Source organism: Microbacterium sp. Be9 (assembly GCF_011754135.1).
Classification (GTDB): Bacteria; Actinomycetota; Actinomycetes; order Actinomycetales; family Microbacteriaceae; genus Microbacterium; species Microbacterium maritypicum_A.
This window is the reverse complement of sequence record NZ_WNWT01000006.1, coordinates 742,975-755,643: the sequence shown is the minus strand read 5'-3', so window position 1 is coordinate 755,643 and position 12,669 is coordinate 742,975. Positions and strand designations below refer to the sequence as shown.

Sequence of the window (12,669 nt, the reverse complement as noted above, 5' to 3'; positions counted from 1 at the left end):
AGAGGTCGTGCCCATGAGTCTTCCCCCGTCCCCTTCTCCGCGCAGACAGGCGTCTCCGAGCGGACAGCGCCGGAGACGCCTGCGGCGCTTCCTCACCCTGACCGCAATCGCCGTCCTGGTCATCGGCGGAGGAACGGTCGCGGTCGCGGCGATCCGGTTGTCGCAGAACGTCACCACGGTCGACCTGCACCCCGCACGCACGGACGAGCCACCCGTCGTCGCGGATTTCGACGGCGAGTTCGACGTGCTGCTCGTCGGTTCCGACGGTCGCGCAGGGCAGGGGGCACAGTACGGTGAGGGCGGCGACGTCGAAGGCAGCAGGAACGACGTGACGCTGCTGCTGCACGTGAACGAGTCGCACGACGCGGCCACCGTGATCTCCTTCCCGCGCGATCTGCTCGTCGACATGCCCGCATGCACCGACCCCGACTCCGGGAAGACCTGGGATGCCGGTCACCGGGTGCAGTTCAACGAGTCCCTCGCCCGCGGCGGACTGGGGTGCGTCGCCTCCACGGTCACGGCGCTGACCGGGATCGACCTCGCCTATGCCGCGGAGATCACCTTCACCGGGGTCATCGACGCTTCCGACGCCGTCGGCGGCGTGCCCATCTGCTTCGCCGGCCCGATCCATGATCGGCATTCCGGGCTGGAGATCCCCGCAGCGGGGACCTACGACCTCAGCGGAGAACAGGCCCTGGCGCTCCTGCGCTCCCGATACGGCGTCGGCGACGGGAGTGATCTCGCCCGCATCTCGACCCAGCAGGTGTTCCTGTCGTCCCTCGTGCGCACGCTGCGCGATCAGTCGACCCTGACGGACCCGGTGAAGCTGTACGGGATCGCCGATGCCGCGACGCGGAACATGACCCTCTCCACGCCGCTCGCCGACCTGGGAACGCTCGCGTCGATGGCGAAGGTCTTCAGCGACCTCCCCCTCGAGAACATCGCATTCGTGTCGTACCCGCACCTTCCCGCGGGCGACCGCGTGGTCCCCGACGAGCAGGCCGCCGCTGTGCTGATGGAACGGGTGAAGGCCGGCGGGACGGTGAACATCAGCGCCGACCACACCGGCCGTGGCAGCGAGCTGTCGGCTCCGAGCGCCCCGCCGTCCGCTGATCCCGACGAGCCGACGACCCCGCCGGACACCGAGACGCAGCCCGAGAACCTGCCCGGGAACATCGACGGGCAGAGTGCGGCGCAGGACACCTGCGTGCGCCCGTACTCCGGATAGCGTCGCGACTGCGGCTCAGCGGGTGCGGTCAGGCGGATCCAGCGGCACCCGCATGTTGAGGATGATCAGCGCCACTCCCCCGATCGCGGAGATCGCTGCGGGGATCCAGAACAGCTGCGGCAAGCCCAGCCACAGCGAGCCGATGCTCCCCACGAAGCCGCCGACCGCGGCGTTGATCGCATAGGAGCTCATGAAGACGCTGGTCGCCATGCCCACACGTGCCGGAACCAGTCGCTGAGCCACCGTGATGCCCAGCACGCCGAACGTCGCGATCACACCGGCCATGAGCACCTGTCCGACGATGAGAGGGACGATGTGCGGCGCGATCAGACCGGCGGACGCGTAGGAGATGTGGGCGGCGACCGCCATCAGGGCGCCGACGAAGAGGACGCGTGTGGTCCCGTACCGAGTCGCGAGTCTCGCGGCGAACGGCATCAGGAGCAGCTCGACGAGGGGCTGGAAGCCGATGATCGCACCGCGCACCCCGGCATCGACGGCGAGCTCACCGTCCATGTACAGCGGCAGGTAGGCGAGCTTGACCGTCTCACCGCACATGATGAGCACGTAGATCGCGGTGAAGACGAGCAGCGGGAGCATCGAACGCGGATGCGGCACGGGCGGCGCGACCGAGACCGGAGCGGCGCCACCGGGCTCGCGGATGGGCGTCGACAGCGCCCTGCGCGCGGCCGCCGAGTCGGTCTTCACCCCGATCAGCGGCACCAGCGAGAGCAGCACGCAGAGTCCTGTGACCAGCAGCAGGGGACGCAAGCCGATGACCGCGCCGAGCACGGCGCCGATGACCGGGCCGACGATCCACCCGAACGCCATGGCCATCCGCATCACCGCGACGACCTCGTTGTCCGCCGGAGTCGGTCTCCGATTCAGTTCGTCTCTCACCGCGGCCTGCAGTTGCGCCGCACCGGCACCCGCCGTGCTCAACAGGAGCATGTTGATGGCGAACGGCATCCATGCCTGCATCGCGACCGCCATCAGGACCCAGCCGACGAATCCGGCGAGCGCGGACAGGCGGAAGACCAGCAGTCGCGAGCCGGCGCGGTCCGACAGCGAGCCCACGAGATACCCGGCGATCGGAGCGGTGAGGTTGGTCAGGAAGTAGAGGCCGGCCTGCGCCGTCGAGAGATGGAGTTCCCCCACGAGGAACAGGGTGATCTGCGGGATCGTGACCGAGATCCCGATTCCGGAGATGACGAGGCTGACGAACACGCCGCGCAACAACCTCGAGCGGAGGATGTAGCGCGAGGCGGAAACGGGGCTGCCCGATGGGTCCGCGGTTCCTGATTGCCGAGCCGCCACGCGGAACCATCCTCATTGCCGTACGAAAGGGGGAAACGGCAATGCTATCGAGGGGGGACGCGGGCGGAAGACGGTCAGGAGTTGCCGGCCGTCGACTCCAGCTTCGCCATCACCTGGTTGATCGTGAACGACGCCGATTCCTGCCGTGCCGGCAACTCGACGAGCGTCTGCAGCATCCGCGCGACGTACGCCTGTGCCGGGACGAACAGGAAGACGTGGTCGAGCACCCAATCCCAATAGGTGTTCGATGTGATGTCGGCACGCTCGTATGGATCGGTGCGGAGGTTGAACAGCTTCGGGAAGCGCAGCTCGATGTAGGGCTCCTGCCACACCTGCAGCGTCCCCACGGCACGCTGCTCGAGGAACACGAGCTTCCAGTTCTCGAAGCGCAGCGCCGTGAGGTCGCCGTCGTCCGAGACGTAGAAGAAGTGTCGACGTGGGCTGTGCTCGACGGCACCCGTTATGTAGTCCAGTTGGTTGTTCCCGTCCAGGTGCACCGTGAAGTCCGTGCCGTGCAGCTCTGTTCCCGCCTTCAACCGCTCGGCGATATCGGTGTCTCCGACGGCGGCCAACAGCGTGACGAACCAGTCGTTGTGGCTCACGATGCCGTTGAGCGTCGTACCGGCGGGAATGTGTCCGGGCCAGCGGACCATCGCGGGCACGCGGTACGCGCCCTCCCAGTTGGAGTTCTTCTCATTGCGGAACGGGGTCATACCCGCATCCGGCCAGCTGTTCATGTGCGGGCCGTTGTCGGTGGAGTACATGACGATCGTGTTCTCGGCGAGCCCGAGCTCGTCGAGCAGGTCGAGCAGACTCCCCACGACGTCATCATGGTCGAGCATCGTGTCGTGATAGTTGGACTGCCAACGCCCGGCCCGCCCCTTGCTCTCCTCCTTGGTGTGGGTGCGGAAGTGCATGTGCGTCGAGTTGAACCAGACGAAGAAGGGCGTATCATCCTCGGCCTGGGCGCGGATGAAGTCGGCGGCCGCATCGCGGAACTCCTCGTCGACGGTCTCCATGCGCTTCTTCGTCAACGGACCGGTGTCCTCGATCCGCTGGGTGCCGTCCTCGTTCGCCCACGAGTGGAGCACACCCCGCGGGCGGAACTTCTCACTGAAGCCCGGGAATTCCTCGTCGGTCGGATAGTCGGGGTGCTCCGGCTCCTCCTCGGCATTGAGGTGGTATAGGTTGCCGAAGAACTCGTCGAAGCCGTGCGCGGTCGGCAGATGCTCGTCACGGTCACCGAGGTGGTTCTTGCCGAACTGACCGGTGGCGTAGCCGTGGTGCTTGAGCGCGTCGGCGATCGTGGGGTCTTCGGGCTGCAGACCCAGCTTCGCCCCCGGCATCCCGACCTTGGTGAGTCCGGTGCGATACGGGTTCTGGCCGGTGATGAAGGCCGCGCGCCCCGCGGTGCAGCTCTGCTCGCCGTAGTAGTCGGTGAATTTCACACCCTCGTCGGCAATACGGTCGATGTTCGGCGTCCGATAGCCCATGAGGCCGTCTGAGTACGTGCTCAGGTTGCTGATGCCGATGTCATCGCCCCAGATGATGAGGATGTTGGGCTTGTCAGCCATGACGACTCCTTGCTTCGACGCGTGAGACGGGGCGATCGCCCTCGCTCGAAGCCAAGCACCTTCTCGCGGCTGCGCCCAGGGCGCCTCACTCGGAGCGGGTGAGACGGAATCCGATGTGCGACATACCGGTGTCCTCGGCCTGCGGCGAGCGCGCAGCCGGGCGGAAGCGCAGGCAGTAGTCCGGTGAGCAGAGGTGCGACCCACCCTTGAGCACGCGGCGCGGGATGTCGGGGAAACCCTCCTGCGCGCTGGCGACGGCGAGCAGGTTGGTGCGCTTGCCGGCGTCGACGGGGGTGTCGGAGAGGCGGATGTGCCGAGGGGTGTAGAAGTCGGTCGTCCACTCCCAGACGTTCGCGATCATGTCGTAGAGGCCGTAGCCGTTCGGGGGGTACGAGCCGACCGGCGCCGTGCCTCCCACGCCCTGGTTGTCGTAGGGGAAACGTCCGAGCCACGAGTTCGCCTGGGCGATGCCGCCCGGGTAGGCCTCGTCGCCCCAGGCGAAGGGGGCGCCGTCCACTCCCCCGCGTGCCGCGTACTCGTGCTCGGCCTCGGTGGGCAGCCGCATCCCCACCCAGTCGGCGTAGGCGACCGCGTCTTCGAACGCGACATGCACGACCGGATGCTGCAGGCGATCGTCGATCGTCGAGTCGGGGCCGAACGGACGACGCCAGTACGCGCCGGGCTGCCAGCGCCACCAATTGCGCCAATCGCCCAGGTTCGTCGGCCCGGAGGTCGGTGTGAACACCATCGCGCCCGGCACGAGATCGGCGGGATCGGCGCCGGGGAACGCGGCAGGATCGAGCTCGCGCTCGGCGACGGTGACGTACCCGGTGGCGTCGACGAACTCGGCGTACTGTGCGTTCGTCACCTGGTGGCGGTCGATGAAGAACGACGCGACCTCACGCCGGTGCGCCGGGCGCTCGTCGGGATAGAAGTCGTCTGACCCCATCAGGAAGGTGCCGCCCGGGATGTGGACCATATCGCGCGCGTTCGTCACGTGCTCAGCGTAGTGTCCGGGCTCTGCGACATCCGGACCGATCTGGAAAGATCATCCGCATGATCACCGTTCATCTGCGTTACGAGATCGACCCCGACAAGCTGGACGACTTCACCGAGTACGGGCGCACCTGGATCCGGCTCGTGGAGAAGCACGGCGGCACCCACCACGGCTACTTCCTGCCGAGCGAAGGCGACAGCGACGAGGCCTTCGCCCTGTTCACCTTCCCTTCCCTCGCGGAGTACGAGGTCTACCGGACGGCCTCGAAGACCGACCCGGAGTGCGTAGAGGCGTTCGACTTCGCGCGCAGGACGCGGTGCATCCGCCGCTATGAGCGCCGCTTCCTCAGTCCGGTCTTCGAGGGGGTGTAGGCATGAACCCGCCGGCCGTCGACGTCTCGACGCTCACGGACGTCGCCACGCTGTCGACCCCGCGACTTCGCCTCGAACCCCTGGGCGTCGCCCACCTCGACGGCGTGTGGGAAGGGTTGCTCGACGACGAGAGCATGCGGCTCACGGGCACGCGTCAGGTGTTCACCCGCGAGGCGGTGGTGCGACACCTCGATTCCCTCGCCGACCGCGACGACCGCGCCGACTGGGCGATCATCGAGCTCGGCTCCGAGGAGTACGTCGGCGAGATCGTCCTCAACGAGCTGGAGCCGGACGATGCGTCGATGAACTTCCGCATCGCGCTGAATCCCGGCCGGCTCGGGCGCGGCTTCGGCACCGAGGCGACCCGCGCCGTTCTCGATCACGCGTTCGACCGCATCGGGCTTCACCGCGTGAGTCTCGACGTCTTCTCGTTCAACCCCCGCGCGCAGCGCTCCTACGAAAAGGCAGGGTTCCGGTACGAGGGCCGCCAACGCGACACGCTGTTCTGGGACGGCGAGTGGGTCGACTCGATCCTCATGTCGGTCTTGAGCACCGACGAGCGGCCCGCCGCTCCCGAAGCCGCTGACATCGCGGATCGCCCCGAGAGAACCGCGGTTCCGCGGCACCTGAGCGACTTCCCATTGCACGCGTCCGTCGCCGTGTCGGACATCGACCGCGCCGTCACCTTCTATGAGGGCACTCTGCGGCTCCCCCTGGCACGGTCGGGTCCGAGCGCGCGGATCTCGGGTGGCAGTCGCGTCTATCGCTCAGGCGGCGACGAGGCATTGCACGTCTATCAGTCGACGACCGCAGGCACCTCGCAGGCGACCGTCGCGACCTGGCACGTCGACGACCTGGATCAGGTCGTCGACGAGCTCGCGGCGAACGACCTCGATTTCCTGCGCTACGACGGACTCAGCCACGATGCTCGGGGCATCACGGCGAGGGCCGGCGGAGGTCGGATCGTGTGGTTCGCAGACCCCGATGGCAACACGTTCGCCCTGGAGAGCGACCGCTGATCGCCGCTGCTCCGACGCGGGTTCTTCGGAAGTGCCGTCGGATCCGGGTCGGAGGTGCCGGCGCCGGGCTGCGGTCAAGACGAGGCCCGACCGGCGACCGCGCGCGATCGACGAGCGCGTGCGGGCGGAGTGCTCAGCCCGCCGCGATCCACGATCGCGTGAAGCCGAGCACGCCGCTGCCGTCGGTGTCGGCGAGCGAGACGCCGACGAACCGCGTCGCCCCCTCCGAGCTCTGCCAGCGAAAGCGGTATTCGTCGGAGAGGACTGCCGCCGCGATCGCCGCCCCCGCGGATTCGGCGGACTGCGCGTTCGCGAAGGCCCCGGTGCTGCGCGCGATGTACGCATCCAGGAGCGAACCGTAGGGACCACCGCTCTCCGGCCGGATCGCGTTCTCGACGAAGGCGCTGGCGACCGCGGCTGGCTCGATCACGCTGATCCCGACACCGAAGCGCTCGGCGACCACCGCGAGCGACTGCATGAAGCCCTCCACGGCGAACTTCGCCCCGCAGTAGGCGTCGGCGAACGGCTGGCCGACCGCCCCGCCGACACTCGTCACCGTGAGGATGCGGCCGTTGCCACGCTCGCGCATCCCCGGCAGCACGAGCTTGGCGAGGTTGACCGGCGCCAGGTAGTTGATGTCGAGCTGCGCCTGGATCTGCTCCATCGTCAGCTGCTCGGCGGTGGCGACGTTCCCCTGTCCGGCGTTGTTCACCAGGACGCGGATGCCGCCGAGCTCCGCCTCGATCTCGGCCACCAGCCGGGCCGCGGCCGCATGATCCACGACGTCGAGGGCGCGCACGTCGACCTCGACGCCCGCCTCGGCCGCAGCGTCCCGCAACGCCCCGGCCTTCCCGGTGTCGCGCATGGTCGCGACGACGTGCAGGCCTCGTCGTGCCAGTTCGACGGCGGCGTGGAGTCCCATTCCGGACGAGGTGCCGGTGATCAGTGCGATGTCGTTCATCAGGCGACTCTACGACCCGCGGTCCGGAATCCCCTGACGGTCACGACCCTGGACTGACGCATGCACCCGCTTCCAGCTAACTTGCACGTTGATGTGCACGTAATGTGTAAACTCGTCCTGTGAAACAGAGCTGGCGGGTCTACAAGCGCGACGTCAAGAGACTCTCCCGCGTCCCCAAAGCGTGGATCATCATCATCGGGGTGCTCATCACCCCTGCCCTGTACGCATGGTTCAACATCAACGCGTTCTGGGACCCCTACGCCCACACCGCGAACATCCGCGTGGCGGTCGTCGACCTCGACGAGGGCGCCACCTCCGACCTCACCGGCCACATCGACATCGGCGCGCAGGTGACGGAGCAGCTCGAGGACAACGACCAGCTCGGCTGGACCTTCATGGGCGAAGACGAGGCCCAGGAGGCCGTGAAGAAGGGCGACGTCTATGCGGCCATCGTCATCCCCGCCGCATTCAGCGAAGACCTGCTCAGCATCACCAGCGGCGACTTCACGCAGCCGTCGCTGCAGTATTACGTCAACGAGAAGGCCGGGGCGATCGCGCCGAAGATCACCGACGTCGGCGCCTCCGAGCTCGACAAGCAGGTCACGAGCGCGTTCAAGGAGCAGGTGGCACTCGCGGCGACGAACGCACTCAAGGGCGTCGGCGACTCCACCGAGCTGCGGCTGCTGAACGCCAGGGACAACACCCTCGATGCGTTCGACCAGGCGACGCAGACACTCGCCTCGGCCCGCGAGAACCTCGCCGAGACCCAGGACGGGCTCGCCTCCTCGCGCGGCACGCTCTCGTCCGCACGGAACACGCTCGGCGACGTCGACAAGACGCTCGGCGATGTGCAGAAGTCGCTCGCCCAGACGCAGTCGATCATCGCGGAGACGCAGAAGGAGGTGATCGCGTTCAGCGACAGTGCCACCACCGCGTTCCTGCGGGGCACGACGCTGCTCGCCGACGTCTCGTCGAAGGCGAACGTCTCGATCACCCGTCTCACCCAGAGCCTCGAGCAGGCGGGGGTGCGCATCGACGCCGGGATCGACGACGTCTCGAACGTGCTGAAGGCGAACGAGGCGGCGGTCGCCCGGCTGCAGGCGCTCCTGGACGACACCGACCTCAGCGAGGACACGAAGCAGCGCCTGACCGAGGTCATCGCCTCGCTGCAGCAGCGCAACGCCACCGACCAGCAGCTGCTCGCCGACCTCAAGGACCTCAAGACCGCCGCCTCCGACACGGTGCGCTCCGTTCAGGCGACAGCCGACGCGGTCGACCAGGCGATGCAGGACACCCGCGACGCCTCATCGGCGATGCGCGACATCCTCACCCGCACCGTCCCCTCACTGAACAGCGCCATGTCGCAGCTGTCGGCGAGCGTCGGATCGTTCTCAGGGGCGCTGGACGCGCAGAAGGGCGTCCTCGCACAGGCCGATCAACTGCTGGCAGGGTTGGACTCGCAACTCGTCGCCACCTCGTCGGCACTGGAGAGCTTCGACAACGACCTCGCGGGCATCGAGCAGGGTCTGCAGACGTCGCGCACCGACGTCGTCGCGCTCAACGCTGCATCCGAATGGGGCCTGCTCGGTACCCTGACCGATCTGGAACCCGAGCAGATCGCCCAGTTCATCTCCTCTCCGGTCGAGGTCGACGAGCACCTGGTGTTCCCGGTCGACACCTACGGGTCGGCGATGGCCGCGCTCTTCACGAACCTCTCGCTGTGGATCGGCTCCTTCGTGCTGATGGTGATCTTCCGCGTCGAGGTCGACACGGAGGGCGTCGAGGGCGTCACGGTGCGCGAGGCCTACTTCGGCCGCTTCTTCCTCTTCGCGACGCTCGCCGTGGGCCAGGCGCTGATCGTGTGCATCGGAAACCTCATCATCGGCGTGCAGACCGTGAGCGCCGCCGCGTTCGTCGGCACCGGTGTGCTCATCGCCCTCGCGTACGTGAGCATCATCTACGCCCTCTGCGTCGCGTTCGGGCACGTCGGCCGCGGTCTGTGCATCCTGCTGGTGATCATGCAGATCCCCGGTGCGTCCGGCCTGTACCCGATCGAGCTGATGCCCGGATTCTTCCGTGCGATCTATCCCCTCCTCCCCTTCTCCTACGGCATCGACGCCATGCGGGAAACGATCGGGGGCTTCTACGACGGCCACTACTGGCGCTTCCTCGGCGCCCTCGCCGTGTTCGTCGCCCTCGCCTTCCTCCTCGGACTCGTCCTGCGTCGCCGCCTCGCGAACTTCACCCTGCTCTTCAACCGGCAGGTGCTCTCGACCGACCTCCTCATCGGCGAGAAGGTGCAGGTCGTCGGCAGCGGATACCGGCTCACCGACGTCATCCGGGCGCTGTCGAACCGCGCCGAGTACCGCGACGACCTCGCTCGGCGGGCCGAGCCGTTCACACGCCGCTACCCGACGCTGCTGAAGGCGACAGTGCTCACGGGTGTCGCGGGGCTCGTCGTTCTCGGCGTCCTCACCTGGGCGCTCCCCGGATCGAAAGCGCTGCTGCTGGGACTGTGGACCCTCTGGATACTGCTCGTGATCGGGTTCCTCGTGGCCATCGAGTACATCAAGCACAGCTTCGAGCACGGCGCAGAGGTCGCTGCTCTCGACGACGCCGAACTGCGCCAGCTCGCTCTCGCCGGCCCCGCCGGCCCTGCAGCGGTTCTGCGACCCACGGCTGATGAGTCGTCCGCCACCGTCCCGTACGTACCGGTCGCCCCGGTCGCACCGGTCGCACCGGTCGCACCCGCTGAGGCGGATGACCGGGACACCTCCGAGGCGCCGATCGCCGGCGCCGAGGCCGACGCACTGCTCACGGAGTGGTTCGATCCGGAAGCACAGTCGGAGACGACCGGCGACACGGAAGCGGAACCGGAGGCCGATCCCGCGGCTTCCGAGCCGACGGAGGAAGCGACCGCCACCGAGGCGGCAGACGACCCGCTCCCCCCGGAGGAAGAAGCACCCACCGCAGACGACGAGCCCGCAGAAGGGGAGGACCGCGCGTGAAGGACATCCTGCACCTGACGGCCCGCGACATGCGTCACGCGACCCAGAACGTGATGGCGTGCATCGTTCTGTTCGGCCTGGTCGTCATCCCCTCCCTGTTCACCTGGTTCAACGTCATCGCCAGCTGGGACCCGTTCGCGAACACGAAAGACCTGAAGATCGCCGTCGCCAGCACCGACGCCGGGTACGAGAGCGACCTGGTCCCGATCCGGGTGAACGTCGGCGAGCAGGTCCTCTCCCAGCTCCGCGGGAACGACCAGCTCGACTGGGTGATCACCGATGAGCACGACGCGATCGATGGGACCAAGTCGGGCGAGTACTACGCCGCCATCGTGCTGCCCGAGACGTTCAGCGCCGACATGCTGACGTTCTACGCCGATGGCGGCGACCGCACGCACATCGCGCTCTACACGAACGAGAAGAAGAACGCCCTGGCGCCGAAGATCACCGGCCAGGGCGCGGAGGGGGTGTCGTCCGCGATCAGCGACACGTTCGCCGAGACACTCGGCGACGTGGCGCTCGGCCTCGTCTCGTCGATGTCGGACTACCTCACCGATGAAGACACGCAGGCGACGCTCACGCGCATCGAGACTCGACTGGGAAGCGTGGGCGCTCAGCTGCGCTCGGGCGCGCGCACGGCCGACACGTTCACGGCCCTGCTCGAGACGAGCCGACCGCTGCTGGACAGCGCGTCGGCCCTGGTCGACGAGGCCGGCGACGCGTTCTCGGACACCTCGGGCGCTCTCGGCAGCGGAGTGGATGCGGCGAGCACGCTGAAATCGACCCTGCAGACGGCGGCGCAGTCGCTGGCGGACGCCCTCGCGGCCACATCGAACAGCTACGACGCGGTGGGCCAGCGCATCGACGAGCTCTACGCAGGTGCCGCCTCGCTCAGCGGCAGCCAGGTGCAGGCGATCACCACGCTCGCGGAGCGCGTGCAGCAGCAGATCGATCAGTATGCCGCGGTGAAGAACACGCTGGTGACGCAGGTCGGACCGAACCTTCCCGAATCCGCCCAGCCCGACTTCGACGCCGTGATCAGCCGACTCGACGAGGCGATCGCGCGGCAGCAGGCGCTGCAGCAGCGCCTGCAGACTGCGGCGACCGAGATCGCGGCCGGCAACGACTCGGCACAGAGCTCGCACCAGGAGATCACGGCGGCGATCGCCGAGGCCAAGAAGGCGATCGCCGACGCCCGGAGCACCTACGACGACGGGCTGAAGGCGCAGCTGAACGCCCTGTCGTCCACGCTCACGCAGATCGGGTCCGATGTGTCGGCGATCCGCTCCGACCTGTCCGGCATCACCTCCGGGCTGTCCGGAGCATCCGACTCCGTGCTGTCGACGCTGTCGCGAGCGCAGGAGGCCACGACGCAGCTGTCCGCATCGTTGAACGCCCTGGCCGACAGGTTCGACACCGTGCAGCAGTCGATCGCGAAGGCCGCGGACACCGGCGATCTCAGCGCGCTGATCGGCGCCGATCCGGGTGTGCTGGCCACGTCGCTCGCCGCGCCCGTGCGCCTCGATCGCACCGCGGTCTTCCCCGTGGCCGGGTTCGGTGCGGCCATGGCCCCGCTGTACATGATCCTCGCCCTGTGGGTCGGTGCCCTTCTGATGACGGTGACGATCCGCGTCGATGTGAACGCCGAGACGCTCCCCGACCGCCCCGAACTCACGCCGACGCAGAAGTACCTCGGCCGCTACGGCATCTTCGGTCTGGTCGGTCTCGCGCAGAGCACGTTGCTGACGCTCGGCCTAATCCTCTTCGTCCAGATCGAACCCGCGCATCCGCTTCTGCTGATCCTGGCCGGGTGGGCGATCTCGACCGTGTTCACGCTCATCGTGTACACGGCGGTGGTCGCGTTCGGCAACGCGGGCAAGGCGCTCGCCGTGCTGCTGCTCGTGATCCAGATCTCCGGGTCGGGCGGTGCGTACCCCCTGCAGCTGCTTCCGGACTGGTTCCAGAGCGTCAGTCCCTTCCTCCCCGCGACCTATGCCGTGAACATGGTGAGATCGACGATCGCCGGCGTCTACCAGGCCGACTTCTGGTGGGCGCTCGGCGCACTCGCGCTGTTCATCGTTCCGGCGCTGCTCCTCGGACTCGTGCTGCGGCGTCCGTTGATGACCTACAACCGCAAACTGGTCGAGGCGCTCGCGTCGACCAAGCTGATGTCCTGATCCCCGCGCCCCCGAAGGAC

General features: G+C 67.8%; 9 protein-coding genes. 5 read left to right on the top strand and 4 right to left on the bottom strand.

Annotation, left to right across the window (positions count from 1 at the left end; genetic code table 11):
- Positions 1-13 precede the first annotated feature (13 nt).
- Positions 14-1,228, top strand: coding sequence for an LCP family protein (locus GLO27_RS14490; protein ID WP_167255457.1), 1,215 nt, complete (start codon positions 14-16; stop codon positions 1,226-1,228).
- 15 nt (positions 1,229-1,243) lie between these two features.
- On the opposite strand, the gene GLO27_RS14485 is transcribed toward GLO27_RS14490, so the two are convergent.
- The 3 genes from GLO27_RS14485 to GLO27_RS14475 form a co-directional block, all read right to left on the bottom strand.
- Positions 1,244-2,452 carry an MFS transporter gene (locus GLO27_RS14485; protein WP_167255455.1) on the bottom strand — a complete coding sequence of 403 codons (1,209 nt, stop codon included), beginning with the start codon at positions 2,450-2,452 and terminating at the stop codon, positions 1,244-1,246.
- A 164-nt stretch (positions 2,453-2,616) separates the two neighbouring features.
- On the bottom strand, positions 2,617-4,116 hold the full coding sequence (locus GLO27_RS14480) for an arylsulfatase (RefSeq protein ID WP_167255453.1): 1,500 nt from the start codon (positions 4,114-4,116) through the stop codon (positions 2,617-2,619).
- An 85-nt stretch (positions 4,117-4,201) separates the two neighbouring features.
- Positions 4,202-5,095, bottom strand: coding sequence for a formylglycine-generating enzyme family protein (locus GLO27_RS14475; RefSeq protein ID WP_167256199.1), 894 nt, complete (start codon positions 5,093-5,095; stop codon positions 4,202-4,204).
- Between the two features lie 77 nt (positions 5,096-5,172).
- Here GLO27_RS14475 and GLO27_RS14470 point away from each other — a divergent pair, with 77 nt between their 5' ends.
- Positions 5,173-5,484 carry an NIPSNAP family protein gene (locus tag GLO27_RS14470; RefSeq protein WP_021201278.1) on the top strand — a complete coding sequence of 104 codons (312 nt, stop codon included), beginning with the start codon at positions 5,173-5,175 and terminating at the stop codon, positions 5,482-5,484.
- A 2-nt stretch (positions 5,485-5,486) separates the two neighbouring features.
- The gene (locus tag GLO27_RS19875; protein ID WP_243844840.1) at positions 5,487-6,503 is read left to right on the top strand and encodes a GNAT family N-acetyltransferase; all 1,017 of its coding nucleotides are present in this window, start codon (positions 5,487-5,489) and stop codon (positions 6,501-6,503) included.
- 133 nt (positions 6,504-6,636) lie between these two features.
- On the opposite strand, the gene GLO27_RS14460 is transcribed toward GLO27_RS19875, so the two are convergent.
- Positions 6,637-7,464: an SDR family NAD(P)-dependent oxidoreductase gene (locus GLO27_RS14460; protein WP_021201280.1), complete on the bottom strand. Its 828-nt coding sequence runs from the start codon at positions 7,462-7,464 to the stop codon at positions 6,637-6,639.
- 119 nt (positions 7,465-7,583) lie between these two features.
- Between GLO27_RS14460 and GLO27_RS20300 the strand changes: the two genes are divergently transcribed.
- Entirely contained in the window at positions 7,584-10,472 is a 2,889-nt protein-coding gene (locus GLO27_RS20300) for a YhgE/Pip domain-containing protein (protein WP_292775240.1), read from the top strand.
- Positions 10,469-12,649, top strand: coding sequence for a YhgE/Pip domain-containing protein (locus GLO27_RS14450; protein WP_292775242.1), 2,181 nt, complete (start codon positions 10,469-10,471; stop codon positions 12,647-12,649). Before GLO27_RS20300 ends, GLO27_RS14450 begins: the two co-directional genes overlap by 4 nt.
- Positions 12,650-12,669: the final 20 nt, after the last annotated feature.

What these genes read in the sequence shown, in the direction of transcription:
- GLO27_RS14490 (WP_167255457.1), top strand. Translation starts at nt 14, where the DNA reads ATGAGTCTTCCCCCGTCCCCTTCTCCGCGCAGACAGGCGTCTCCGAGC.
- GLO27_RS14480 (WP_167255453.1), bottom strand. Translation starts at nt 4,116, where the DNA reads ATGGCTGACAAGCCCAACATCCTCATCATCTGGGGCGATGACATCGGC.
- GLO27_RS14475 (WP_167256199.1), bottom strand. Translation starts at nt 5,095, where the DNA reads ATGGTCCACATCCCGGGCGGCACCTTCCTGATGGGGTCAGACGACTTC.
- GLO27_RS14470 (WP_021201278.1), top strand. Translation starts at nt 5,173, where the DNA reads ATGATCACCGTTCATCTGCGTTACGAGATCGACCCCGACAAGCTGGAC.
- GLO27_RS19875 (WP_243844840.1), top strand. Translation starts at nt 5,487, where the DNA reads ATGAACCCGCCGGCCGTCGACGTCTCGACGCTCACGGACGTCGCCACG.
- GLO27_RS14460 (WP_021201280.1), bottom strand. Translation starts at nt 7,464, where the DNA reads ATGAACGACATCGCACTGATCACCGGCACCTCGTCCGGAATGGGACTC.